This is a genomic window from Streptomyces sp. NPDC111507, from assembly GCF_055638955.1.
Map to the genome: position 1 here is coordinate 40,460 of NZ_JBVKBU010000019.1, position 24,512 is coordinate 64,971.

Sequence of the window (24,512 nt, forward strand, 5' to 3'; positions counted from 1 at the left end):
CGTTCACCGCACGTCGCCGCCCGTCATCCGCCACCCCCTCCCAACACCCCGTCCGCCAGCCCGATCACCACGGGCAGAACGCCCATCGCGAGGAACGCGGGAAGAAAGCACAGCCCGACGGGCGCGGTGACCATGACGGCCGCCCGGCGCGCCCGCGCCGTCGCGGCGCGGCCCCGCTCGGCGCGGGCCTCCATGGCGAGCCGCCCGACCGGCACGGCCGCCGGTACGCCCGACTCCCCCGCCCGTTCCAGCAGCCGTGCCAGCGCCCCCGCGCCCGGGAGCGACGCCAACCTCCGCCATGCCTCGACCGGTTCGCCCCCGAGCCGCACCTCCGCCGCGCCCCGCGCGAGCCGCTCCCCCACCGGTCCGCCCAGGGCCTCGCCGACCGCCCGCGCCGCGACCACGGGGTCCGCCCCCGCCGCGATACAGGCCGCGACCAGGTCGGCCGCCAGGGGGAGTTGCCGGGCGGCCAGCGCCACGTCGTACTCCTCCACCGGCCCCGGTCTGCGTCGCTCCCGCCACCGCCAGGCCCCGAACCCGGCCAGCAGCCCCACCACAACCCCGGCAAGCCCCCCGACCAGCACCCAGCCGGCGCACACCGCGCCCGCCACCGGCAGCCACCGCCGCACGACGTCCCGGACCGCGAAGTGCCGCCTCTCGGGCGTCCTCTCCAGAGCCAGCAGCTCGGTCAGCCTTCTGCGCGCCCTTCGCTCACGCCGCGCCGCGCCGAGCGCTCGCGGCAGCCACCCCAGCGCCAGCGCCCCGCACACGAGCGCCCCCAGCCTGTGGACAACTTCCGTGCTCATGCCGCCTCCGCTCCCCTCACGATGCGCAGCGCCCACCAGAGCCCCACGCCCTCCAGCACCCCACCGACCACCAGACAGCCCAGGCCCGGCCCGCTGTGCAGCAGCACGCGCAGCGGGTCGGCGCCCAGTGCGGTACCGAGCAGAAGGCCCAGAACGGGCAGCCCCGCGAGCATCACCGCCGTGGATCGAGATCCCGCCAATTGAGCCCGCAGGTCAGCCCGTTGGTCCCGCTCCGCGCACAGGGCCCCTTCCAGGCGGTCGAGTCCCGCCGCCAGGCCCGCACCCCGGTCCACCGCCACCCGCCAACACGCGGCGAGCCCCACCAGGCCGTCGGCCCCCGGCTGCCGTGCGGCGTCGGTGAGCGCGCCCGGCACATCACCGCCGAACCGCGCCGCCGCCAGCACCACCGCCTGCGCCTCGCCGAGCCCGCCCGAGTGGCGCGCGGCTCTCCGCAGTGCCTCGCCCGGCTGATGCCCGGCCCGCACCTCGCCGGCCAGCGCCCCGCACAGGGCGATCACCGCCTCACCCCGACGCTCCCCCGCGCGCCGCGCCTCCCCGGCCCGCCGTACTCGGCGGAGCAGCGGCATCCCGGCCGCCCCGAGGAACAGCGGCAGCACGGACGCGCCCAGTACCGCGATCACCAGCCCGGCGACCAGTGACCACCCTTCGGGACGCAGCCGCCCGCGCAGCCGCCGCCACTCGGCCCGTGCCCGCTCCCACGTCGGCGGTCCGGTGGCGACCACCCCGCCACCCGTGCACAGCAGCCGCGCCCTGCGTGCCCCCGCGTCCCAGCCGCCCATCAGCCAGGCCGCCGCCCCGGCACACGCCATGGCCGCCCCCACCGAGATGTCACCGGCCCCCGTCATCACAGCCCACTCCCCTCGGTCCCGTCCCGGAGCAGCCCCCGCAGCCGCTCCCACCCCCGCTCGTACGCGAACGCCTCCGTGCCCCACCGCAGCGCGGGCACCGTCACCACCAACCCCGTCTCATCGCGCTCCAGGACATGCACCTCGGCGATCCGCCGCCGCCCGGCCCGGTCGCGTACGAGATGCAGGACCACGGACAGCGCCGCCGCCAACTGGCTGTGCAGCGCGGCCCTGTCGAGCCCTGCCGCGGTGCCCAGGGCCTCCAGCCGAGCCGGTACCTGCGCCGCCGCATTCGCGTGCACCGTTCCACAGCCGCCCTCGTGGCCCGTGTTGAGCGCCGCCAGGAGCGACACAACCTCCGGTCCGCGCACCTCGCCGACCACCAGCCGGTCCGGTCGCATGCGCAGGGCCTGACGGAGCAGGTCCTGCAGCGCCACGAGTCCGACGCCCTCCTGGTTGGCGGGCCGCCCCTCCAGGCGCACCACATGGGGATGGTCGGGCCGCAGCTCCGCCGAGTCCTCGGCCAGCACGATCCGCTCCCCGGCACCGACCAGCCCCAGCAGCGCGCTCAGCAGGGTCGTCTTGCCGCTTCCGGTTCCACCGCTGATCAGGAACGACAGCCGGGCGTCCAGCAGGGCTCTGAGTACCCGGTCCCCGCCGGGCGGGACTGTCCCCGCCGCCACCAACTCATCGAGGGTGAACGCGCGCGGCCGTACGACCCGCAGTGACAGGCAGGTGGAGCCGACGGCCACCGGGGGCAGCACCGCGTGCAAGCGGGTGCCGTCCGGAAGCCGGGCGTCGACCCAGGGGCGGGCGTCGTCGAGCCTTCGCCCGGCCACGGCCGCGAGGCGCTGCGCGAGGCGTCGTACGGCCGCCGCGTCCGGAAAGGAGACGGTCGTCAGTTCCAGGCCACCGCCCCGGTCCACCCACACCCGGTCCGGCGCGGACACCAGGACGTCGGTCACCGACGGGTCGGCGAGCAGCGGCTCCAGCGGCCCACTGCCGACCAGCTCGGAGCGCAACCGCTCGGCGGCGCCGAGGACTTCGGCGTCTCCGAGGACTCGCCCCTGCTCGCGCAGGGCCTGTGCCACGCGCGCGGGAGTCGGTTCCGACCCGCTCTCGGCGAGCCACTGCCGTACGCCGTCCAGCAGTCCCGCGCCGGTCCCCGTGCCCGCCTCCCGGCTCATACGCCCCCGCCTTCCACCGGAACCCGCTGCCAGAAGGCCACGCAGAACCGGGCGAGCGGCCCGCGCGCCGCTCCCCCGGGTGGCACACCGGCGTCCAGCGGCGCGGACTCCGCGGGCACTTCGCCGACCAGTGGCAGTCCGAGCAGGCGAGCCACCTCACGGTCGTCGAGACCCGGCGCGTAGGGGCCGCGGACCGCGACGCGCAGATCACGCAGGACCATGCCGACCACGGACGCCACCCGTTTGGCCGCCGCGACGGAGCGCAGATCGGCGGGGACGACCAGCAGTCCGAGGTCGAGCTGGGCGAGGGCTTCCGCGACTCCTTCGTCGACGCGGCGGGGCAGGTCGACGACCACGGTGCCGCCGCGCCGTCTGGCGGCGGCCAGGACCGCGCGGACGGCCTGCGCCGGGATGGTGACGGAGTCGCCGCGGTCCCAGCTGAGGACGCGCAGCGCGTGCAGTTCGGGAAGGGACTCCTCCAGGGCGCCGCCGCCGACCCTGCCGCGGGAGGCGGCGAACGCCGGCCAGCGCAGGCCTTCGGCGGCCTCTCCGCCCAGGAGTACGTCGAGTCCGCCACCCAGGGGATCCGCGTCCACGAGGAGGGTGCGGCGTCCCTCGCGCGCGGAGGTGACGGCGAGCGCGCAGGCCAGCGTGGAGGCTCCGGCCCCGCCGCGACCGCCGATCACGCCGACGGTGAGCGCGGGTCGGCCGACTCCCTCGGCCACGTCGGCGATGCGGTCGACGAGCCACTGCTCGCCGTCCGGAAGCATCAGGACGTGGTCGGCTCCGATCTCGACAGCCCGTTTCCAGACGCCGGAGTCGTCCTGGTCCCGGCCGACCAGCACGACTCCGCGTCGGCGCGCTGCTCCGCGTACGCGCCGCGCCGCGTCGTCGCCGACCAGGACGAGCGGTGCCGCCTCCCAGCTGCCGCGGCCCTCAGGCACCCCGTGGTGGACTTCCGGCCTCGCGCCTGCCGCGGCGCACAGGCGCAGCAGGTCGTCGAGGAGTTCGGCGTCCTCTGTGACGATCAATGGTCCGCCCTGCCGCCCGTCGGCGGCGGGCGGCAGGTCGTGTGTGATGGCTCCCGCCACGATCTCCAGCCCCCTTCGCTGCTCCTTGCGCGGTGCTCGCAAGGTCCTCTGCGGACCCGCGATTCCCGCTCGTGTGAAGAACCGGCAAGCGGCCTCCATATGACCGGCCGATACGAACCGGCCAAACGCGTCCGACAAACGGAACCCGCCATGAACTTGCCGCGAGGAACTCGCCGCGAGCGGGACGCGCTGGAATCACGGTGCAGCGATCCAGAAAATCGTGTGGATCTTGGTCAATAACTGTGGACAACTCAGTGGTTGTGAATATCGCCTTCACCCATACCGGTGAGTCGCCTGTGACTTCCGCAGAGCAGCCTCACGGACACGTAGAGTGACGAATCATGGGTGCGCGAAAGGGGCGGCCACAGCGGTGACAACGGGGGGCCCGGGGCCGCGCGAAAGAGGGGAAAAACCCATCCGGACATGCGACGACCCCCGCCGGGGGGGAGAGCGGGGGTCGTCCCCACGGCCGACTCGGGGGGGGAGGAGTCGGACCGGGTTAGCACGGTCGCGAACGATCCGTGACTTCCATGGTGTACCCGAGAGCCCTCTCAGGCAAACCCACGCGCCCCACACTAGCCCGAATGGTGGGCGCATATGCTCGGGCCCGTGGAAAACCACTCCTTGCCTCGCACGGCAGCATTCTTTGACCTGGACAAGACGGTCATTGCGAAGTCGAGCACGCTCACGTTCAGCAAGTCGTTCTACCAAGGCGGGCTGATCAACCGAAGGGCCGTGTTGCGCACCGCATACGCCCAGTTCGTCTTCATGGCGGGCGGCGCGGACCACGATCAGATGGAGCGGATGCGCGCGTACCTGTCCGCGCTGTGCCGGGGCTGGAACGTCCAGCAGGTCAAGGAGATCGTCGCCGAGACGCTGCACGACCTGATCGACCCGATCATTTACGACGAGGCCGCCTCCCTCATCGAGGAGCACCACACCGCCGGGCGCGACGTCGTGATCGTCTCCACGTCCGGGGCGGAGGTGGTCGAGCCGATCGGAGAGCTGCTCGGCGCGGACCGGGTGGTGGCCACGCGCATGGTCGTCGGCGAGGACGGCTGCTTCACCGGAGAAGTGGAGTACTACGCGTACGGGCCGACGAAGGCCGAGGCGGTCAAGGAGCTGGCCGCGTCCGAGGGGTACGACCTCGCGCGCTGCTACGCCTACAGCGACTCCGCGACCGACGTTCCGATGCTGGAGGCCGTCGGCCATCCCCACGCGGTGAATCCGGACCGTGCGCTGCGACGCGAGGCGCTTGCCCGCTCGTGGCCGATTCTGGACTTCCACCGGCCGGTCCGGCTCAAGCAGCGGCTGCCCGCGCTGTCGGTGCCGCCGCGTCCGGCGCTCGTCGCGGCGGCCGCGATAGGAGCGGCGGCGGCCACCGCGGGACTCGTCTGGTACGCGAGCAAACGGCGCGCGACAGTGATGTGAGCGCGTCACGCGAGCGCGTGCGGCATATCTACGTCCCGATTCACTCCCATTTGAACCTAAAAGTAAAGAAGTACAGTCAGGGGTTCCGCTTCCTCTGGACCAGGAGTAGAAAGGGTTTAACGGCCCGCGAGACCAAGGACATCCGAAAGGATCACCTTCAAACGCAACCAAGGCCCCACGGACCGCGCATGGACATCGAGCACCCACGCGACGTCGACCCGTCGATTACGGGCCAGCCGCACCAGGTGACGGGCAGGAGTTCCCGACCTGATGGGCAACATATCGAGGACGCTTGGTAACCCGGTGAGCATGCCAGCGGCGGTACGAAAACTCGTACCGCCGCAACCCTGTCCGGGGACTTACGCCGCGCCCCGCTGAAGCGCCTCGCAGACAGCTGTCGACTCCCTGGCTCCCAGTTCAATCGCCCTGCCGCAGTGGGCGATCCAGGTCGCCATGCCCTCCGGGGTGCCGGAGGCATAGCCTTCCAGTGCCGCCAGATAAGCCGCGCGGCCCGGCTCGGCGTGACCGACCTCCGCCGGGCAGACCGATTTGGGGTCGAGACCGCTGCCGACCAGGACGATGCGCTCGGCCGCGCGTGCCACCAGGCCGTTGTGGGTGCCGAAGGGGCGCAGGGCGAGCAGTTCGCCGTGCACGACGGCAGCCGTCACCAGGGCGGGCGCCGAACCACCCGCGATGATCAGCTGCGAGAGCCCTTCGAGCCGGCCGGCCACCTCGGCCGCGTCCGGCAGGGGCAGCTCGACGAGCGGCTCGTCGACCGGTTCGCCGTCCTGGCGGGGCCTGCCGACGGTGTCCTCCTGGCCCGCGGCCGCGACGAGGTGCAGCCGGGCCAGCACCCGGAGGGGCGACTGTCGCCAGATGGACAGGAGTTGGCCCGCCTCGGCGGTCAGCCGCAGGGCCGCGCCGACCGTCTGGGCCTCGTCGTCACCGCTGAAGTCGGTGCGGCGGCGTACCTCTTCGAGGGCCCAGTCGGCGCCGGACAGCGCCGCGGAACCACGGGCGCCCCGCAGTGCGGCCTCGGAAGTGATCTCGTTGCTGCGGCGCCGCATGATCCTGTGTCCGTAGACCCGGTCCACCGCCTTGCGGACGGATTCGACGGATTCGGCCACGCCGGGCAGCGAGCCCAGGGCCGCGAGCGGATCGGCGGTCGCGCCTGTCGTACTCATGAGTACGACCCTACGCACCCCGGCGGCCCACCCCACGAAGGAGTGGTCTTCTTCACGTCACCAGGGCACCGTACGCAATCGTCCCACTACCCTTGGTGAACATGAAAATTGCTTTCGTAGGGAAGGGCGGCAGCGGCAAGACGACCCTGTCCTCCCTCTTCATCCGCCACCTCGCGGCCTCGGGATCGCCGGTCGTCGCGGTGGACGCCGACATCAACCAACACCTGGGGACCGCCCTCGGCCTCGACGAGGCGGTGGCCGCCGGGCTGCCCGCCATGGGCCCGCGGCTAAAGCTGATCAAGGACTACCTGCGCGGCTCCAATCCGCGCATCACGTCCGCCGAGACAATGATCAAGACGACCCCGCCCGGTGAGGGGTCCCGACTGCTGCGGGTACGCGAGAACAATCCGGTGTACGACGCCTGTGCGCGGCCGGTGGAACTCGACGACGGCGCCGTCCGTTTGATGGTGACCGGCCCCTTCAGCGAGGCCGATTTGGGAGTGGCTTGCTACCACTCCAAGACCGGTGCAGTGGAGCTCTGCCTGAACCATCTCGTCGACGGCCAGAGCGAGTACGTCGTCGTCGACATGACGGCGGGCTCCGACTCCTTCGCGTCCGGCATGTTCACCCGCTTCGACATCACGTTCCTGGTCGCCGAGCCGACCCGGAAGGGGGTCTCCGTCTATCGGCAGTACAAGGAGTACGCCCGCGACTTCGGAGTCATCCTGAAGGTCGTCGGCAACAAGGTGCAGGGCCAGGACGACATCGACTTCCTCCGCGCCGAGGTCGGTGACGACCTCCTGGTCACCGTCGGGCACTCGGACTGGGTGCGCGCCATGGAGAAGGGCCGCCCACCCCGGTTCGAGCTCCTGGAGGACTCCAACCGCCGCTCCCTGCGCACCCTGCAGACCGCCGCCGACGCCACGTACGAGCTGCGGGACTGGGAGCGCTACACGCGCCAGATGGTGCACTTCCACCTGAAGAACGCGGGCAGCTGGGGCAACGAGAGGACCGGGGCCGACCTGGCGGCGCAGGTCGACCCCGGTTTCGTGCTGGGAGAGGGACTGGTGGCTACGGCTTGAGGGCCGGCGCCCCCGGGATGCCCTTCGGAGCCGGGGCGGGGCGGCCCGACAGGAACGACGCCCAGCCCTGCTTCGGGACCTCTCCGACGTTGAGGCCGCGCAGCCTGTCCAGCGTGGACGGGTCCTGGGCGTCGAGCCAGTCGGCGAGTTGCCGGAAGGAGACGCAGCGGACGTCGGGCTTGTTGCAGACGTTCTCCACGACCTGGTCGATGGCACGCATGTAGGTGCCGCCGTTCCAGGACTCGAAGTGGTTGCCGATGATCAGCGGCGCGCGGTTGCCGTCATAGGCGCGGTCGAAGCCCTTGAGCAGGCCGTCACGCATCTGGTTGCCCCAGTACTCCTGCTTGTCGGGGTCGCCCTGGGTCTGTGTGCCCGACTGGTTGACCATGAAGTTGTAGTCCATGGTGAGCTGCTCGAAGGTGTGCCCGGGGAAGGGGACCAACTGCATCGACAGATCCCACAGGCCGTTCTTCTTCTTGGGCCAGACCTGGTTGTTGACGCCGCTGGTGTCATAGCGGAAGCCCAGCTGCCGGGCCGCCTTCATGAAGTTCTTCTGGCCCTCCAGGCAGGGCGTGCGGGCGCCGATGAGCTCCTTGTCGTAGTCGAAGGGCAGCGGAGCCGCGTTCTTCATGGCCGCGTTGGTCTTCCAGGACTTCACGAACGCCTTCGCCTGGGCGATCTCGCTCTTCCACTCCGCGACCGACCACTCGCCGACACCGCCGTCCGCACCACAGAAGTGGCCATTGAAGTGCGTGCCGATCTCGTTGCCCTCCAGCCACGCACCGCGTAGCTGCTCGACGGTGTCCTTGATGCCCTTCTCGTCATTGAAGCCGATCTCCGAGCTTCCCGGCGAGTGCTCCGGCGGCTTGTACAGCTCGCGCTTGTCCTCCGGCAGCAGGTACACGCCGCTCAGGAAGTAGGTCATCGTCGCCCCGTTGTCCTTGGCGACCTTGCGGAAGTGCGAAAAGAGCTTCTGGCTGTCCTCGCCGGCGCCGTCCCACGAGAAGACCACGAACTGCGGGGGCTTCTGACCGGGCTTCAACCGCTCGGGCTTGGGCAGATGCGGCTGCGCTCCGGTGTACGCGGTGGAGCCGTCACCGATCAGGCGGACCGCGCTCTGGGGTGCCGGGGCCCCCGCCGCCTCGTTCGCGCCGTGCGTGCCTTCCTTGGAGCCGGTGGCGCAACCGGCGAGCGCCGTGGCGCAGGCCGCGGCGACTGCTACGCCCGCGGCGATCCTCTGGGTGGCGGCCATCTCCGCCCACCTTCTTCCTTCTGTCAGAGCAACGCCGCTTTGGGCGTTCTAGGGTGTTGTGCGGCGAAATGCCGACAGCGCCGTCAAGGTCGCACGAGGCCGAGAGCGAATAAATACGACAAGCCGATAAAAAGCCTGCTTCACCCACGAGAGTGACTTGCTGCCCCATTTGCCACTAAAGTCCGCATGAGAGCTTTACTCTGGATTACGATCCGTTTACCGAGCTTTGAAAGTCCCGCCACTGCACGCCGTGACCCACGGCCGCGATCCGCCCCCGTCCTCTCTGGACGGGGACCACCTGTTCCGCGACCGCGCTGCCCCGGAGGAGACGGGAATGTCTGCCTGCGTCCCCACCCGCGCCGCCGACTCGACTCGGCCCAGGCGCATCCATCAACCCCACAGCCCCCCGCCGACCCCGCCCCGCCGATTCCGTATCGCGGGCGCCGATCTGTCGGCCTCGATCGCGGTCTTCCTGATCGCCCTGCCCCTGTCCCTCGGCATCGCGCTCGCCACCGGCGCGCCGCTCCAGTCGGGCCTCGTCGCCGCCGCCGTGGGCGGAATCGTCGCGGCCCGGATCGGCGGCTCACCGCTCCAGGTGAGCGGGCCCGCCGCCGGGCTCACGGTCGTCACCGCCGACCTCATCCACCGCTACGGATGGCGTGCGACCTGCGCCATCACCGTCCTCGCCGGAGTCGCCCAGCTGGGCCTGGGATGCCTGCGCGTGGCCCGCACGGCGCTCGCCGTCAGCCCCGCGATCGTGCACGGCATGCTCGCCGGCATCGGTGTGACCATCGCCGTCGCCCAGTTGCACATCGTGCTGGGCGGCACCCCGCAGAGCTCCGTGCTCGACAACCTGCGCGCGCTGCCCAACCAGTTGGCGCACGTTCACCCCGCGGCGGTCTCGATGAGCGTGCTGACACTGACGCTCCTCTTCGCCTGGCCACGGATTCCCGGACGGGTCGGACACGTCCTGCGCACCGTGCCGGCCGCGCTCGTCGCCGTCGCAGGGGCCACCCTGACCGCCTCACTCACCGGGCTGGTCCTGCCCAAGGTCGACCTGCCGTCCTGGAGCAGTCACGCGCTGGCCGGGCTGCCCGAGGGGCCGGTGCTCGGGATCGCCGCCGCCGTCCTCACTGTCACACTGGTGTGCAGTGTGCAGTCGCTGCTCGGCGCCGTGGCCGTGGACAAGCTGGTGGCGAGGCGGCCCGCGCAGCAAGCCCGGGTGGGCCGCTCCGACCTGAACCGGGAGCTGCTCGGTCAGGGCGCCGCCAATGTCGTCTCCGGCGCGCTCGGCGGGCTGCCCGTCGCCGGGGTCGCCGTGCGCAGTTCGGCGAATGTGCAAGCCGGTGCCGTGAGCCGGAACTCCACGATGCTGCACGGCGTTTTCGTAGTAGTTGCCGCGCTGCTGATGGTCCCGATCCTGGAGCTGATCCCCCTCGCATCGCTCGCCGCCCTGGTGATGGCCGTCGGCATCCAGATGGTGTCCCTGCACCACATCCGCACGGTCACCCGCCACCGCGAAGTGCTGGTGTACGTCGTCACCACGCTCGGCGTCGTGTGCCTCGGTGTTCTCGAGGGCGTGGTGCTGGGGGTCTCCGTGGCCGTCGCCGTCGCCCTGCACCGCCTCGCCCGCACGCGCATCACGCATGAAGAGAGAGGAGAAGTCCATCACGTACGAGTACGAGGGCAGTTGACGTTCCTCGCGGTGCCTCGGCTCAGCCGCGCCCTGCACCTGGTACCCCAAGGGGCGCATGTGGTCCTGGAGTTGGACGGATCGTTCATGGACCACGCGGCATACGAGTCCCTTCAGGACTGGCAGAACGCGCATGTCGCGCGAGGTGGCACCGTCGAGTTGACCGGGCGGACCGGCACCCGGATCGCCGAGCCCGCGGGCCCCTCCCACTGCCGCTGCCGCCCCTGGACGCCATGGCGCAACCACCACTGCGAACCCTCCGCCGGTCCGCAGCCCGCATCCGCCGACGACCGGTCGGGGGGAGCGGGCCCGGCAGACGGGGCGGAGGGGCCGGACGGCGCGTCCGATGCCGCCGGGCGCGATGGCCGCAGCGGACAGAGCGGGCATCAACTGGCGCGTGGAATCAGCGCGTTCCAGCGCAACACCGCGCCCCTGGTGCGGGGTGAGTTGGCACGGCTGGCGCGGGAAGGGCAGCGGCCGTCGCAGCTGTTCCTGACCTGTGCCGACTCGCGGCTCGTCACGTCGATGATCACCTCCAGCGGACCGGGCGACCTGTTCGTCGTACGCAACGTGGGCAACCTCGTGCCGAGGCCCGGGGAGGAGAGCGGGGACGACTCGGTGGCCGCGGCGATCGAGTACGCGGTGGACGTGCTGCATGTGCGATCCATCACGGTGTGCGGGCACTCCGGGTGCGGGGCCATGCAGGCGCTGTTGACCGCGGAGCCCGGCGGAGCGCAGACCCCGCTCAAGCGGTGGCTGCGGCACGGGGTGCCCAGTCTGGAGCGGATGGCCGCCAAGAACCGTCCCTGGGCCCGGCTCGCCGGGCGGGCGCCGGCCGACGCGGTGGAGCAGCTGTGTCTGACCAACGTGGTGCAGCAGTTGGAGCATCTGCGGGCGCACGAGTCCGTGGCGCGGGCCCTGCGGGAGGGTGCGCTCGAGCTGCACGGGATGTACTTCCACGTCGGGGAGGCGCAGGCGTATCTGCTGGTCGAACGCGACGACGGCGAGCTGTTCGATCACGTGGGGGCGACGGAGGATCTGCGGCACCCCGCCTGACCTCGCCGCCCGTGTGACCTAGGCGTGGTGCGCGGCCCCGCTCGGCGGGGGTGCGCACCACGCCGTGTGTAGGGATGAGGCGGGTGTATGGGCGCGGGGCACCCTTGCGGAGCCCCGCCGGGGCCCCTTGCCGGGGCCGGGTGCGGGGATCCGGTGCGGGGGTCGGGTGCGGGGGTCGGGTGCGGGGGTCGAGCGTGCAGGCCAGGTGTGAGGGGCCGGGCGTCGAGGGGCGGACGTAGAGGGGGCGGACATAGAGGGGGCGCGACACGCCCGGGCGTCGCATGTGTCATGGCATCCACATGGGGGGTGGTGGCGGGAATGGTTGCCGGATGAACCCGCGTGTCTGTCCGTACGTGGCTCGGAGTGCGTACCCCATGCATGCCCGGTGCGTAGTTCTGAAGGGGCTTCAGCTCCTCGATAGGTCTAAACCAATTTGAGGTCGGCCCTTGTCATCGAGGCCCCCGGTCTGATGAGCTGTGGCCTGGGACACAACGGACACCCTGGGAAAGGGAGATGTCGTGAGCAACGAAAGCCTGGCCAACCTGCTGAAGGAAGAGCGCAGGTTCGCGCCGCCCGCCGACCTGGCGGCGAACGCCAATGTCACCGCGGAGGCGTATGAGCAGGCCAAGGCTGACAGGCTCGGCTTCTGGGCCGAGCAGGCCCGCCGGCTGACCTGGGCCACCGAGCCGACCGAAACGCTGGACTGGTCGAACCCGCCGTTCGCGAAGTGGTTCGCCGACGGGAAGCTGAACGTCGCGTACAACTGCGTCGACCGGCATGTGGAGGCGGGGCACGGAGACCGTGTCGCCATCCACTTCGAGGGCGAGCCCGGTGACAGCCGGGCGATCACCTACGCCGAGCTCAAGGACGAGGTGAGCAAGGCCGCCAACGCACTGATCGAGCTGGGCGTCGGGAAGGGCGACCGGGTCGCCGTCTATCTGCCGATGATCCCCGAGGCCGTCGTCGCGATGCTGGCGTGTGCACGGATCGGCGCGGCGCATTCGGTCGTCTTCGGCGGATTCTCCGCGGACGCGATCGCCACGCGCATCCAGGACGCGGACGCCAAGCTGGTCATCACCTCTGACGGCGGTTACCGGCGCGGCAAGCCGTCCGCGCTCAAGCCGGCCGTCGACGACGCGGTGAACCGGGTCGACGGGGTCGACAAGGTGCTGGTGGTCCGCCGTACCGGCCAGGAGGTCGACTGGACCGAGGGCCGCGACGTGTGGTGGCACGACATCGTCGAGCGGCAGTCCGCCGAGCACACGCCGGAGGCTTTCGACGCCGAGCAGCCGCTGTTCATCCTCTACACCTCCGGGACCACGGGGAAGCCGAAGGGCATCCTGCACACCTCGGGCGGGTACCTCACGCAGGCCTCGTACACCCACCACGCCGTCTTCGACCTCAAGCCGGAGACCGACGTGTACTGGTGCACGGCCGACATCGGCTGGGTCACCGGGCACTCGTACATCACGTACGGGCCTCTCTCGAACGGCGCGACACAGGTGATGTACGAGGGGACGCCGGACACGCCGCACCAGGGGCGGTTCTGGGAGATCGTGCAGAAGTACGGGGTGACGATTCTCTACACGGCGCCCACCGCGATCCGTACGTTCATGAAGTGGGGGGACGACATCCCCGCGAAGTTCGATCTCAGCAGTCTGCGGGTGCTGGGGTCCGTGGGTGAGCCGATCAACCCCGAGGCGTGGATCTGGTACCGCAAGCACATCGGCGGTGACCGGACGCCCATCGTGGACACGTGGTGGCAGACCGAGACCGGCGCGATGATGATCTCGCCGCTGCCGGGGGTCACCGAGACCAAGCCGGGGTCGGCGCAGCGGCCGTTGCCGGGAATCTCGGCGACCGTGGTCGACGACGAGGCGCGGGAGGTTCCCAACGGGGGTGGCGGGTACCTGGTGCTCACCGAGCCGTGGCCGTCGATGCTGCGCACGATCTGGCGCGACGACCAGCGGTTCCTCGACACGTACTGGTCGCGCTTCGAGGGCAAGTACTTCGCCGGGGACGGCGCGAAGAAGGACGACGACGGGGACATCTGGCTCCTCGGGCGGGTCGACGACGTGATGCTCGTGTCCGGGCACAACATCTCGACGACCGAGGTCGAGTCGGCGCTCGTCTCCCACCCGGCGGTCGCCGAGGCGGCGGTCGTGGGCGCGGCGGACGAGACCACCGGCCAGGCCATCGTCGCCTTCGTCATCCTGCGCGGGACGGCTTCGGCCGAGGACGCCGGTCTGGTGGCGGAGCTGCGCAACCACGTGGGCACCACGCTCGGTCCGATCGCCAAGCCGAAGCGGGTCCTGCCGGTGGCCGAGCTGCCGAAGACCCGGTCCGGGAAGATCATGCGGCGGTTGTTGCGTGACGTGGCAGAGAACCGGGAGCTCGGGGATGTCACGACGTTGACGGACTCCACGGTGATGGATCTCATCCAGGCGAAGCTGCCGGCGGCGCCTAGCGAGGACTGAGGGTTCCCCCACCCACCCGCCCCTTTTGGGGGTGGGGGCCCTACACACCCCCACCCCCCACCTTGCGGGGCTCCGCCCCTGCACCCCACCCGGGGCTCTGCCCCGCACCCCCCAACGGCGCGGTGCCGCCACCGCCGGGCCCCGCGCCCGCACCCCACGCGGGGCTCTGCCCTTGCACCCACAAGGCCGCCGCGCCTCATCGTTGGAACCCTGCGCCCCCGACATCACTGGGCCCCGCCCTGCGCCCGCACCCCACACGAGGATCCACCGCCGCACCCACAACTCCGCCGCACCCCTAGCGCCGGCCCCCGTCGACGCCTCATCGTTAGGACCCCGCGCCCCCGACATCACTGGGCCCCGCCCTGCGCTCCCACCCCACCCGAGGGCTCCGCCCCGGCACCCCGGCGGGGATCGCACCCCCTGACCGCCCCGCGCTTGCGTGGCCCCGCTGAGGCCTGGCGCCCGGCCCCGGCCGTGTTCCCCGCGGCGGCGCGGCACTGGGAGGTCTCCTCCTGGGGCGTGCTGGGTCTGGAGGCTCGTGAGGTCTTTGCCGAGTCGGTTACCACCGCTTCGGCCTCCGTGCCTGGTGAGGCCCCGCCCGCATGGCCTCGCGTCGCGGCCGCCACCCGGCCATGGGCTCGCTCCCCCACGCCGCGTCCCGGTCAGGCTCTCGCAGCTCCGTGCGGCGCGGCCGTGCGCCATCACGTCCAGCCCTCGTCGGTGCCGGGGCGCGCCCCGGCATGTCTGCGCGGCCACTCACCCTCTTGCGCACCATACGTCCGTAACGCGAAATATCTGGCCGTAATGGCAAGGTAAAGTAGTGGCCTCAGGGTGTGCCGGGAAGTCTGGTCGGCGGTGCCGTCAGCGATCCCGTGTGGCGGCGGTCAGTGAACAGCCGTAACTACCCGGAGGTCCCGCCGTGGCGACGACGCCCAGCGCCAACAACCGCAAGCTCCTCGGGCGCCTGTCCCTGCCCGAGCGGAACTTCGTCGCGGATGCGTTGCGGACCGAGACCGTCGGTGGGGTGCTGTTGCTCGTCGCGGCGGTTGCCGCGCTGGTGTGGGCCAACACGCCGCTGCGGGACAGTTACGCGAGCGTCAGTCAGTTCCATCTCGGGCCCTCCGCGCTCGGGCTGAACCTGTCCGTTCAGCACTGGGCGGCGGACGGACTGCTGGCCGTGTTCTTCTTCGTCGCCGGTATCGAACTCAAGCGAGAGCTGGTGGCGGGGGATCTGCGCGACCCGAAGGCCGCGATACTGCCCGTCGTCGCGGCCGTGTGCGGAATGGCCGTACCCGCGCTGGTCTACACCCTCACCAATGCGATCGGGGGCGGATCCCTCGGCGGGTGGGCCGTACCCACCGCCACCGACATCGCCTTCGCCCTCGCCGTACTCGCCGTGATCGGCACCTCCCTGCCCTCCGCCCTGCGCGCCTTCCTGCTCACCCTCGCCGTCGTCGACGACCTGTTCGCGATTCTCATCATCGCGATCTTCTTCACCGACCACATCGACTTCGGCGCGCTGGGCGGGGCCGTCGTCGGGCTCGGCGTGTTCTGGGTACTGCTACGCAAGGGCGTACGCGGGTGGTACGTGTATGTGCCGCTCGCGCTCGTCATCTGGGGGCTGATGTACAACAGCGGCGTCCATGCCACCATCTCCGGCGTCGCGATGGGGCTGATGCTGCGCTGTCACCCGCGCGAGGGCGAGGAGCACTCACCCGGGGAGCACATCGAGCATCTTGTACGGCCCCTTTCCGCCGGGCTCGCCGTGCCGCTGTTCGCGCTCTTCAGCGCCGGGGTCGTCGTCTCCGGCGGGGCGATCGGTGACGTGTTCACGCGGCCCGAGACACTCGGTGTCGTGCTGGGACTCGTCGTCGGGAAAGCCGTGGGCATTTTCGGGGGGACCTGGCTGGCCGCCCGGTTCACCAGGGCCTCGCTCAGTGAGGACCTCGTCTGGCCCGACGTCTTCGCCGTCGCCTCCCTCGCCGGAATCGGCTTCACCGTCTCCCTCCTCATCGGCGAACTCGCCTTCAAGAACGACCCGGTACTCACCGACGAGGTCAAGGCCGCCGTACTGATCGGCTCCCTCATAGCCGCCGTACTCGCCACGACGCTGCTGAAGGTACGCAACGCCAAGTACCGTGCGCTGTACGAGGCCGAGGAGCTCGACGAGGACAGCGACGGCATCCCCGACATCTACGAGCAGAACAACCCGGCGTACCACCTGCGGATGGCCGAGATCCACGAACGGAAGGCCGCCGAGCACCGAAGGCTTGCCGAAGTGGCGGGCGGGGCAAGCGAGGAGAACGACGGTCCGGCATGATCTGAGCAGAACGGGATGGTCAGGGCCGGATGGTCGGGACCGTGCCGGCACCGTTGGCAGCCGGACCGTACAGAGCAGCCCGTACAGAGCAGGCACATACAGAAGAGGGAGTCCGCGATGAGCGCACCCGACGGCAGCCCGGTCGGCGCCGAACGCAGCATCGGCCAGTTGTTCGCCTCGGCGACGACCGAGATGTCCGCACTGGTGCACGACGAGATCGCACTGGCGAAGGCGCAGCTCAAGCGGGACGTCAAGCGCGGCGCGGCCAGCGGCGGCGCGTTCTCCGCGGCCGGAGCGGTGCTGATCTTCTCCCTCCCGATGCTGAACTTCGCCCTGGCATACGGCATCCGGACCTGGAGCCACTGGAATCTCGCGATCTGCTTCGTCCTGTCGTTCGCCGCGAACGTGCTGGTCGCCGGCGTCCTCGCGCTGATCGGCCTGGTCTTCGCGAAGAAGGCGAAAAAGGGCAAGGGCCCGCAGAAGGTCGCCGCCTCGGTCAAGGAGACCGCGAGTGTGCTTCAGAACGCCAAACCTCACCCCCGGACCGCCCCTGTGAGTGACGCGGTCGAGGTTGTGGCACGCTCGACGTCATGACGGACCCCGCCACACCTTCGGCGCAAGCCACCTCAGTCGTGCGGCTCGACATCCCCGGCGGGAGAGAAGTGACCCACCGGGACGTCGCCGCCAACGGCGCGCGCTTCCACATCGCCGAGATGGGCGACGGGCCGCTCGTCCTGCTGCTGCACGGCTTCCCGCAGTTCTGGTGGACCTGGCGCCGGCAGATGGTGGCGCTCGCGGACGCGGGCTTCCGGGCCGTGGCCATGGATCTGCGTGGCGTCGGCGGCAGCGACCGCACGCCGCGCGGTTACGACCCCGCCAACCTCGCGCTCGACATCACCGGGGTCGTACGGTCCCTGGGTGAGCCCGACGCCGCGCTGGTCGGACACGACCTGGGCGGCTATCTGGCGTGGACGGCGGCCGTGATGCGCCCCAAGCTCGTCCGCCGGCTCGCCGTGTCGTCCATGCCGCACCCGCGGCGCTGGCGCTCGGCCATGCTCTCCGACGTCAAGCAGTCGGCGGCGGGTTCGTACATCTGGGGGTTCCAGCGGCCCTGGATCCCGGAGCGCCAACTCGTCGCCGACGACGGCGCCCTGGTGGGTCGTCTGGTACGGGACTGGTCGGGGCCGCGACAGCCTGACGACGAGGCCGTGGAGACGTACCGCCGCGCCATGTGCATCCCGTCGACGGCGCATTGTTCGATCGAGCCCTATCGGTGGATGGTCCGTTCGATGGCGCGACCGGACGGGATCCAGTTCAACCGGCGCATGAAGCGGCCGGTCCGGGTGCCGACGCTGCATCTGCACGGATCGCTCGATCCGGTGATGCGGACACGGAGTGCGGCGGGTTCCGGGGAGTACGTCGAAGCACCGTACCGTTGGCGGCTGTTCGACGGTCTCGGGCACTTCCCCCACGAAGAGGACCCGGTGGCGTTTTCGACCGAATTGGTCAACTGGCTGAAGGATCCCGAGCCTGACCGGTGACCCGTCGGTGACTGTCCGATTGCGGCCCGTGGCCCGCCCGGTATGCGGACACGAACGCGTGTCCTACGAACAGCCAAATGCCTCGCGCATAGGCCAATTGGGGGGCTCGGGCGAGGTTATCGACCTTGGGGCAGGGGCAGACGTCGAGGTATGGGCTGGACGCACGACTACAGTGACGCACCACGCAACCGCCGCTCGGCGACGGGCCTGAGCTCCCATCAGAGGGGCACCCCGCAGTTGCCGGGCGCGGACCCCCAAGTGGGGATCCCGCGCATTTTGCGCCGCCGGGCCCGCTGGGTTTCGGTACGGCTGCGTCACCCACGAGGCTGAGGCCCCGCACGCCGCCGCCCGTCACCCTTCGCTCCCGGAGCGGCCCCTCACCCTTCGCTCTCAGAGCGCGCAGCTGTCGCTGTCCACCTGCTGATCGGCCGTACGGCCCTTGGTGGCGTCCGGCTGGACCTCGTCCGCGGTGAGCGCGTACCCGGTGTTGGCGTCGTCGAGGGACTTCGCGAAGACCACTCCGTACACCTTGCCGTCGGGCGTGAGCAGCGGGCCGCCCGAGTTGCCCTGGCGCACGGTCGCGTAGAGCGAGTAGACGTCGCGGCGCACGGTTCCGCGGTGGTAGATGTCCGGGCCGTTGGCCGTGATGCGGCCGCGCACGCGCGCGGGCTGGACGTTGTACGCGCCGTTCTGCGGGAAGCCCGCGACGATCGCGTTGTTGCCGCTCGCCGCGTCCTTGGCGGTGAACTGGAGCGCGGGCGCGTTCAGGTTCGGTACGTCGAGTACGGCGATGTCGCGCTCCCAGTCGTACAGGACGACCTTGGCGTCGTACTTCCTGCCCTCGCCGCCGATCTGGACGGTGGGCTCGTCGACCCCGCCGACCACGTGCGCGTTGGTCATCACGCGGCGGTTGCCGAAGACGAAGCCGCTGCCCTCGAGGACCTTGCCGCAGCTCTGCGCGGTGCCCATCACCTTGACGATGGACTTCTGGGCGCGGAGGGCGACGGGGCTGTTCGCGAGCGCCGGGTCGGGGGGCCGGACGTCGGTGATGGGTTCGTTGGCGAACGGGCTGAAGACCTGCGGGAAGCCGTTCTGCGCGAGGACCGAGGAGAAGTCGGCGAACCAGGTGTCGGCCTGGGAGGGCAGGGCACCGGAGACGCCGTGGAGCACCCTGGAGCCGCGGACCTCCTTGCCGAGCGTCGGCAGCGTCGTGCCCGCGAGGGCCGAACCGATCAGCCAGGCGACCAGGAGCATCGCGACGACGTTGACGAGGGCGCCGCCGGTCGCGTCCAGGGCGCGGGCCGGGGACCAGGTGATGTACCGGCGCAGCTTGTTGCCCAGGTGGGTGGTGAGGGCCTGGCCGACGGAGGCGCAGACGATCACGACGATCACCGCGACCACGGCGGCGGTCGTACTCACCTTGGAGTCGTCTGTCAGGGCACCCCAGATGACGGGGAGCAGATAGACGGCGACGAGGCCGCCGCCCAGGAAGCCGATCACCGACAGGATGCCGACGACGAAGCCCTGGCGGTAGCCCACGATCGCGAACCACACGGCGGCGACCAGCAACAGGATGTCCAGCACGTTCACGGGGGCCACCCTGTCATGCGCGCCAGTCGAGCGGGACCTGCTTCTCGCGGTCCCAGGGCAGCTCCCAGCCCGCGTAGTGCAGCAGGCGGTCGATGATCCCCGCGGTGAAGCCCCAGACCAGGGCCGATTCGACCAGAAATGCCGGACCTCGGTGACCGCTGGGGTGCACGGTCGTCGCACGGTGGACGGGGTTCGTGAGATCCGCCACGGGGACCGTGAAGACCCGGGCCGTCTCGGCCGGATCGACCACGCCGACCGGGGTCGGCTCGCGCCACCAGCCCAGGACCGGGGTGACCACGAAGCCGCTCACCGGGATGTAGAGCTTCGGCAGCACGCCGAAGAGCTGGACGCCGCTCGGGTCGAGCCCGGTCTCCTCCTCGGCCTCCCGCAGCGCGGCCCGCAGCGGCCCGTCGGCCTTCGGGTCACCGTCCTGCGGGTCGAGGGCGCCGCCGGGGAACGAGGGCTGCCCCGCGTGCGAGCGCAGGGAGCTGGCACGCTCCATCAGCAGCAGCTCCGGGCCGCGGGCGCCCTCGCCGAAGAGGATGAGCACGGCGGACTGGCGCCCCGCGCCGTTGGCCGGCGGCAGGAAGCGGCTCAGCTGGAGCGGTTCCACGGTCTCCACGGCGTGCACCACCGGGTCGAGCCAGGCGGGCAGACCGTCCTTGGTCACCACGACCCGGCCGTTGTGCGAGGCGGGGCCTTCGTGGGTGCGGTGGTGTGCGCCGGGTCCGTCGTATGTGCGGTGAGAGCCCGTCTCGTTCTGCGTGCCGTGCGTCCCCGTCTCGTTCTGCGTGCGGTGTGTGTCCGGCTCGTCGTGCCTGTTGTGCGTGTTGCTCGCGTGCGTCATCGCCACCCCCGTTCTGCTCTCCCCAACGCCGGGCGGCGCCGTGTTCGTTCCGTCATCCGGCGCCCAGTGGGGGTGCCGGGATGCCGCCTGCGTCCAGGTAGGACTGCGGCGGGTTGAGGCGTTGGCCGGGGAAGCCGCCCTTCTCGTACTTCAGGAGCTTGCGCGCCTTCTCCGGGTCCGTCTCGCCCTCCCCGTAGGCGGGGCAGAGCGGGGCGATGGGGCAGGCGCCGCACGCGGGCTTACGGGCGTGGCAGATGCGGCGGCCGTGGAAGATCACGTGGTGCGAGAGCATCGTCCACTCGCTCTTCGGGAAGAGCGCGCCGACGGCGGCCTCGACCTTGTCCGGGTCGGTCTCGTCGGTCCACTGCCAGCGGCGCACGAGCCGGCCGAAGTGGGTGTCCACGGTGATGCCGGGGCGCCCGAAAGCGTTGCCCAGGACGACGAAGGCGGTCTTGCGGCCTACGCCGGGGAGCTTGACGAGGTCTTCGAGGCGGCCGGGGACCTCGCCCCCGAAGTCCTCCAGCAGGGCCTTGGAGAGGCCTATCACCGACTTGGTCTTGGCCCGGAAGAAACCGGTCGGCCGAAGAATCTCCTCGACCTCCTCCGGATTCGCCGCGGCGAGGTCCTCAGGCGTGGGGTACTTGGCGAAGAGCCCCGGCGTCGTCTGGTTCACCCGCAGGTCGGTCGTCTGGGCCGACAGGACCGTGGCGATCACCAACTGGAAGGGGTTCTCGAAGTCCAGCTCCGGGTGGGCGTACGGGTACACCTCGGCGAGCTCGCGGTTGATGCGGCGGGCGCGGCGCACGAGAGCGGCGTGGGACTCGACGGTCGCCTTCTTGGGGGCGGCTTGGGCCGGGGCAGCCTTCTTGGCCACGCTCTTGGCAGGCGCCGCCTTCTTGGCGGCCGTCTTGGCAAGCGCCGCCTTCTTGGCCGCCGTCTTGGCAAGCGCCGCCTTCTTGGCCGCCGTCTTGGCAGGCGCCGCCTTCTTGGCCGCCGTCTTGGCAGGCGCCGCCTTCTTGGCCGGTGCCTCCTTCTTGGAAGCAGCCGCCGCCTTCGTGATCGTGGCCGTCGCCTTCTTGGTCACGCCTGTCGTCTTCCCGGTCGTGGCTGTCGCCTTTTTGGCAGCCTTCTTCGCGGCCTTCTTCGCGACCGGCTTCACCGGCGTCGATTTTGTCGCTTTTGTCGTTTTCATACTTTCGGCGGAACTCTGTTCGCCCACAGCGGAATCGCGACGTACAACCACCCGCCCAGCCCCCTTGGCCTGTGCTCTCACCGGCGATTTGGACACCCGGCCAGCCTAAAGCCCCCCACCGACATCCGCTCCGGACCCAGAAGATCAGCCCCCAATTGGCCCCCTGCCGCACTGCCCGGCACGCCAGTGCGGCAGACTTGTGACTGATCACACTGTTTGGACCGTCCAGCAAGATGGGGAACACGCTCCCCTGGTATCACGGGGGAGCAAGATCCCCTGAGCAGGTCGACAAGGAGAGAACTCGTGGACGACGTTCTGCGGCGCGCCCCGCTCTTCGCGGCGCTCGATGATGAGCAGGCCGCGGAGCTCCGCGCCTCCATGAGTGAGGTGACCCTCGCACGCGGCGACGCTCTCTTCCACGAGGGCGACCCCGGTGACCGCCTTTACGTGGTCACCGAGGGCAAGGTGAAGCTCCACCGCACCTCACCCGACGGCCGCGAGAACATGCTGGCCGTCCTGGGCCCCGGTGAGCTCATCGGCGAACTGTCGCTGTTCGACCCGGGCCCGCGCACGGCGACCGCCACCGCGCTGACCGAGGTCAAGCTGCTCGGCCTCGGCCACGGCGACCTCCAGCCCTGGCTGAACGCGCGGCCCGAGGTGGCCGCCGCGCTGCTGCGCGCCGTCGCCCGGCGCCTGCGCAAGACCAACGACCAGATGTCCGACCTGGTCTTCTCGGACGTGCCCGGCCGCGTGGCCCGCGCGCTCCTCGACCTCTCCCGCCGCTTCGGCGTGCAGTCGGAGGAGGGCATCCACGTCGTGCACGACCTCACGCAGGAAGAGCTGGCCCAGCTGGTCGGCGCGTCCCGCGAGACGGTCAACAAGGCGCTCGCCGACTTCGCGGGCCGCGGCTGGCTCCGGCTGGAGGCCCGCGCGGTCATCCTGCTGGACGTGGAGCGCCTCGCGAAGCGCTCGCGCTGACCGCACCGCGCGCCGGCTTTCGACGCACCTGAAGGGCCTCGCCGCACAGCGGGGCCCTTCTCGTATCCCTGGTGTCGCACGGGCCCCCACCGGCCGCCCGGACGCTCCCTGGCGCCTAGATGAGGCCGTGTTCCCGGAGGTAGTCCATCTGCGCCCGGACCGACAGCTCCGCCGCCGGCCACAGCGAGCGGTCCACGTCCGCGTACACGTGCGCGACGACCTCGGCCGGCGACCGGTAGCCGCTCTCGACCGCCGTCTCGACCTGGGCCAGGCGGTGAGCGCGGTGGGCGAGGTAGAACTCGACCGCGCCCTGGGCGTCCTCCAGGACGGGCCCGTGCCCCGGCAGCACGGTGTGCACGCCGTCGTCCACAGTCAGGGACCTGAGGCGCCGCAGCGAGTCCAGATAGTCGCCCAGACGGCCGTCGGGGTGGGCCACGACGGTCGTACCGCGGCCGAGGATGGTGTCACCCGTCAGAACCGCCCGATCGGCCGGGAGATGGAAGCACAGCGAGTCGGCGGTGTGGCCCGGGGTCGGTACGACACGCAGTTCGAGCCCGCCCACGGCGATGACGTCCCCGTGCGCCAGCCCCTCGTCCCCGAGCCGCAGCGCCGGATCCAGCGCCCGCACCTTCGTGTCCGTCAGTTCCGCGAACCGCCCGGCGCCCTCGGCGTGATCGGGGTGCCCGTGGGTCAGCAGGGTCAGCGCCACCCGCTTGCCCGCCTTCTCGGCCGTGTCCACGACATTGCGCAGATGTACGTCGTCCAGGGGCCCTGGGTCGATCACCACCGCGAGGTCGGAGTCCGGCTCGGAGACGATCCAGGTGTTGGTGCCGTCCAGGGTCATCGCGGACGCGTTGGGCGCGAGCACGTTGACGGCGCGCGGGGTGGCGGAGCCGGAGAGGACCCCGCCTCGCGGCTGGCCTGGGAGGGCTGCGGCGTCGGTCATGCGGGGGCTCCACCGGTCGGGATGTGCTTGGTGAACTCGTCGTGGCCCGGCCAGGCGAGGACGACTTCGCCGTTCTCCAGGCGGGCCTTGGCCAGGACGGGGGTCAGATCACGGGCGGGCGCGGCGGCGAGGACGTCGGCGGCGCTGTCGTACGGGATGAGCTGGCGCAGGGTCGCGACGGTGGGCGGCATCATCAGGAGCTCGCCCTTGTCGTACCCGTCCGCCGCGTCCGCGGGGCGGATCCAGACCGCGCGGTCGGCCTCCGTGGAGGCGTTGCGGGTGCGCTGGCCCTCCGGGAGGGCTGCCACGAAGAACCAGGTGTCGTAGCGGCGGCTTTCGAACTCCGGGGTGATCCAGCGGGTCCAGACGCCCAGGAGGTCGGACCTGAGCACGAGTCCGCGGCGGTCGAGGAACTCGGCGAAGGAGAGGTCACGGGCGACCAGGGCCGCGCGGTCCGCCTCCCAGTCCTCGCCGGTGGTGTCGCCGACCACGGTGTCCGGGGTGGGCCCGGCCAGCAGGACACCGGCCTCCTCGTACGTCTCGCGGACCGCCGCGCAGACGACGGCCTGGGCGGATGTCTCGTCGGTGCCGAGCCTGTTCGCCCACCACGCGCGCGTGGGGCCCGCCCAGCGGATCTGGTGCTCGTCGTCGCGTGGGTCCACGCCGCCGCCCGGATACGCGTACGCGCCTCCGGCGAAGGCCATGGAGGCGCGTCTGCGCAGCATGTGCACCACGGGGGTGGTGGGGGTGTCCTTGAGCAGCATGACGGTGGCCGCGCGCTTGGGGGGTACCGGGATCAGGGCGCCCTCCGCGAGCGCGCGGATCCGCTCGGGCCACTCCGGTGGATACCACTGCCCATTCGCCATGGCCGGAGGCTATCCCGAGCCGGGCGAATGTTCGAGGGGCTCAGGGGATCCCCGGGCCGGGGGTGGGGGCGGCGGGGGCGAGGAAAACCGCCGCCGGTCCCGACCGC

20 protein-coding genes are annotated in these 24,512 nt (G+C 71.0%); 9 read left to right on the forward strand and 11 right to left on the reverse strand.

The window, feature by feature from the left end:
- Positions 1 to 23: 23 nt before the first annotated feature.
- The 4 genes from ACZ7M2_RS44130 to ssd are packed head-to-tail and all read right to left on the reverse strand — an operon-like array spanning position 24 to position 3,950.
- Positions 24 to 806, reverse strand: coding sequence for a type II secretion system F family protein (locus tag ACZ7M2_RS44130; RefSeq protein WP_471600101.1), 783 nt, complete (start codon positions 804 to 806; stop codon positions 24 to 26).
- The gene (locus ACZ7M2_RS44135) at positions 803 to 1,672 is read right to left on the reverse strand and encodes a type II secretion system F family protein (RefSeq protein ID WP_471600102.1); all 870 of its coding nucleotides are present in this window, start codon (positions 1,670 to 1,672) and stop codon (positions 803 to 805) included. The genes ACZ7M2_RS44130 and ACZ7M2_RS44135 overlap by 4 nt, the downstream gene beginning before the upstream one ends.
- Positions 1,672 to 2,859, reverse strand: coding sequence for a TadA family conjugal transfer-associated ATPase (locus ACZ7M2_RS44140; protein ID WP_471600103.1), 1,188 nt, complete (start codon positions 2,857 to 2,859; stop codon positions 1,672 to 1,674). Before ACZ7M2_RS44140 ends, ACZ7M2_RS44135 begins: the two co-directional genes overlap by 1 nt.
- Positions 2,856 to 3,950 carry a septum site-determining protein Ssd gene (gene ssd, locus ACZ7M2_RS44145; protein ID WP_471600104.1) on the reverse strand — a complete coding sequence of 365 codons (1,095 nt, stop codon included), beginning with the start codon at positions 3,948 to 3,950 and terminating at the stop codon, positions 2,856 to 2,858. The genes ACZ7M2_RS44140 and ssd overlap by 4 nt, the downstream gene beginning before the upstream one ends.
- Before the next feature lie 597 nt (positions 3,951 to 4,547).
- On the opposite strand from ssd, the gene ACZ7M2_RS44150 reads away from it, so the two are divergent.
- The gene (locus ACZ7M2_RS44150) at positions 4,548 to 5,381 is read left to right on the forward strand and encodes an HAD family hydrolase (protein WP_471600105.1); all 834 of its coding nucleotides are present in this window, start codon (positions 4,548 to 4,550) and stop codon (positions 5,379 to 5,381) included.
- Positions 5,382 to 5,740: 359 nt separating this feature from the next.
- On the opposite strand, the gene ACZ7M2_RS44155 is transcribed toward ACZ7M2_RS44150, so the two are convergent.
- Positions 5,741 to 6,565, reverse strand: a complete 825-nt coding sequence (locus tag ACZ7M2_RS44155; RefSeq protein WP_471600106.1) for a Fic family protein — start codon at positions 6,563 to 6,565, stop codon at positions 5,741 to 5,743.
- 101 nt (positions 6,566 to 6,666) lie between these two features.
- Between ACZ7M2_RS44155 and ACZ7M2_RS44160 the strand changes: the two genes are divergently transcribed.
- Entirely contained in the window at positions 6,667 to 7,647 is a 981-nt protein-coding gene (locus ACZ7M2_RS44160; protein WP_471600107.1) for an ATP-binding protein, read from the forward strand.
- On the opposite strand, the gene ACZ7M2_RS44165 is transcribed toward ACZ7M2_RS44160, so the two are convergent.
- Positions 7,637 to 8,899 carry a polysaccharide deacetylase family protein gene (locus tag ACZ7M2_RS44165; protein ID WP_471600108.1) on the reverse strand — a complete coding sequence of 421 codons (1,263 nt, stop codon included), beginning with the start codon at positions 8,897 to 8,899 and terminating at the stop codon, positions 7,637 to 7,639. The two genes, ACZ7M2_RS44160 and ACZ7M2_RS44165, sit on opposite strands and share 11 nt — an antisense overlap.
- A 334-nt stretch (positions 8,900 to 9,233) precedes the next feature.
- Here ACZ7M2_RS44165 and ACZ7M2_RS44170 point away from each other — a divergent pair, with 334 nt between their 5' ends.
- From ACZ7M2_RS44170 to ACZ7M2_RS44195, 6 genes are all read left to right on the forward strand, one after another.
- On the forward strand, positions 9,234 to 11,648 hold the full coding sequence (locus tag ACZ7M2_RS44170; RefSeq protein ID WP_471600109.1) for a bifunctional SulP family inorganic anion transporter/carbonic anhydrase: 2,415 nt from the start codon (positions 9,234 to 9,236) through the stop codon (positions 11,646 to 11,648).
- Positions 11,649 to 12,124: 476 nt separating this feature from the next.
- A complete protein-coding gene (gene acs, locus ACZ7M2_RS44175) occupies positions 12,125 to 14,125 on the forward strand; it encodes an acetate--CoA ligase (protein WP_471600110.1) in 2,001 nt (666 codons plus the stop codon).
- A 919-nt stretch (positions 14,126 to 15,044) separates the two neighbouring features.
- Positions 15,045 to 16,445, forward strand: a complete 1,401-nt coding sequence (gene nhaA / locus ACZ7M2_RS44180; protein WP_471600111.1) for a Na+/H+ antiporter NhaA — start codon at positions 15,045 to 15,047, stop codon at positions 16,443 to 16,445.
- A 117-nt stretch (positions 16,446 to 16,562) separates the two neighbouring features.
- Positions 16,563 to 17,039 carry a phage holin family protein gene (locus ACZ7M2_RS44185; RefSeq protein WP_471600112.1) on the forward strand — a complete coding sequence of 159 codons (477 nt, stop codon included), beginning with the start codon at positions 16,563 to 16,565 and terminating at the stop codon, positions 17,037 to 17,039.
- Positions 17,036 to 17,986, forward strand: a complete 951-nt coding sequence (locus ACZ7M2_RS44190) for an alpha/beta fold hydrolase (protein WP_471600113.1) — start codon at positions 17,036 to 17,038, stop codon at positions 17,984 to 17,986. The genes ACZ7M2_RS44185 and ACZ7M2_RS44190 overlap by 4 nt, the downstream gene beginning before the upstream one ends.
- 150 nt (positions 17,987 to 18,136) lie before the next feature.
- Entirely contained in the window at positions 18,137 to 18,316 is a 180-nt protein-coding gene (locus tag ACZ7M2_RS44195; RefSeq protein WP_075033566.1) for a hypothetical protein, read from the forward strand.
- A 60-nt stretch (positions 18,317 to 18,376) separates the two neighbouring features.
- Here the strand turns inward: ACZ7M2_RS44195 and ACZ7M2_RS44200 are convergent, their stop codons facing one another.
- From ACZ7M2_RS44200 to nth, 3 genes are all read right to left on the reverse strand, one after another.
- Complete coding sequence (locus tag ACZ7M2_RS44200; RefSeq protein ID WP_471600114.1) at positions 18,377 to 19,576, reverse strand: MarP family serine protease; 1,200 nt, start codon at positions 19,574 to 19,576, stop codon at positions 18,377 to 18,379.
- Between the two features lie 13 nt (positions 19,577 to 19,589).
- On the reverse strand, positions 19,590 to 20,249 hold the full coding sequence (locus tag ACZ7M2_RS44205) for an NUDIX hydrolase (protein ID WP_471600203.1): 660 nt from the start codon (positions 20,247 to 20,249) through the stop codon (positions 19,590 to 19,592).
- A 226-nt stretch (positions 20,250 to 20,475) separates the two neighbouring features.
- Positions 20,476 to 21,615, reverse strand: coding sequence for an endonuclease III (gene nth / locus ACZ7M2_RS44210; RefSeq protein ID WP_471600115.1), 1,140 nt, complete (start codon positions 21,613 to 21,615; stop codon positions 20,476 to 20,478).
- A 303-nt stretch (positions 21,616 to 21,918) separates the two neighbouring features.
- On the opposite strand from nth, the gene ACZ7M2_RS44215 reads away from it, so the two are divergent.
- Positions 21,919 to 22,593, forward strand: a complete 675-nt coding sequence (locus tag ACZ7M2_RS44215) for a Crp/Fnr family transcriptional regulator (protein ID WP_006382668.1) — start codon at positions 21,919 to 21,921, stop codon at positions 22,591 to 22,593.
- A gap of 115 nt (positions 22,594 to 22,708) precedes the next feature.
- Here the strand turns inward: ACZ7M2_RS44215 and ACZ7M2_RS44220 are convergent, their stop codons facing one another.
- Positions 22,709 to 23,539: an MBL fold metallo-hydrolase gene (locus ACZ7M2_RS44220; protein WP_352051317.1), complete on the reverse strand. Its 831-nt coding sequence runs from the start codon at positions 23,537 to 23,539 to the stop codon at positions 22,709 to 22,711.
- Positions 23,536 to 24,405, reverse strand: a complete 870-nt coding sequence (locus ACZ7M2_RS44225; RefSeq protein ID WP_471600116.1) for an NUDIX hydrolase — start codon at positions 24,403 to 24,405, stop codon at positions 23,536 to 23,538. The genes ACZ7M2_RS44220 and ACZ7M2_RS44225 overlap by 4 nt, the downstream gene beginning before the upstream one ends.
- Positions 24,406 to 24,512: the final 107 nt, after the last annotated feature.

Coding starts and splice junctions, on each gene's coding strand:
- ACZ7M2_RS44130 (WP_471600101.1), bottom strand. CDS start 806: ATGAGCACGGAAGTTGTCCACAGGCTGGGGGCGCTCGTGTGCGGGGCG.
- ACZ7M2_RS44135 (WP_471600102.1), bottom strand. CDS start 1,672: ATGACGGGGGCCGGTGACATCTCGGTGGGGGCGGCCATGGCGTGTGCC.
- ACZ7M2_RS44140 (WP_471600103.1), bottom strand. CDS start 2,859: ATGAGCCGGGAGGCGGGCACGGGGACCGGCGCGGGACTGCTGGACGGC.
- ACZ7M2_RS44150 (WP_471600105.1), top strand. CDS start 4,548: ATGCTCGGGCCCGTGGAAAACCACTCCTTGCCTCGCACGGCAGCATTC.
- ACZ7M2_RS44155 (WP_471600106.1), bottom strand. CDS start 6,565: ATGAGTACGACAGGCGCGACCGCCGATCCGCTCGCGGCCCTGGGCTCG.
- ACZ7M2_RS44160 (WP_471600107.1), top strand. CDS start 6,667: ATGAAAATTGCTTTCGTAGGGAAGGGCGGCAGCGGCAAGACGACCCTG.
- ACZ7M2_RS44165 (WP_471600108.1), bottom strand. CDS start 8,899: ATGGCCGCCACCCAGAGGATCGCCGCGGGCGTAGCAGTCGCCGCGGCC.
- ACZ7M2_RS44170 (WP_471600109.1), top strand. CDS start 9,234: ATGTCTGCCTGCGTCCCCACCCGCGCCGCCGACTCGACTCGGCCCAGG.
- ACZ7M2_RS44185 (WP_471600112.1), top strand. CDS start 16,563: ATGAGCGCACCCGACGGCAGCCCGGTCGGCGCCGAACGCAGCATCGGC.
- ACZ7M2_RS44190 (WP_471600113.1), top strand. CDS start 17,036: ATGACGGACCCCGCCACACCTTCGGCGCAAGCCACCTCAGTCGTGCGG.
- ACZ7M2_RS44195 (WP_075033566.1), top strand. CDS start 18,137: ATGGGCTGGACGCACGACTACAGTGACGCACCACGCAACCGCCGCTCG.
- nth (WP_471600115.1), bottom strand. CDS start 21,615: ATGAAAACGACAAAAGCGACAAAATCGACGCCGGTGAAGCCGGTCGCG.
- ACZ7M2_RS44220 (WP_352051317.1), bottom strand. CDS start 23,539: ATGACCGACGCCGCAGCCCTCCCAGGCCAGCCGCGAGGCGGGGTCCTC.
- ACZ7M2_RS44225 (WP_471600116.1), bottom strand. CDS start 24,405: ATGGCGAATGGGCAGTGGTATCCACCGGAGTGGCCCGAGCGGATCCGC.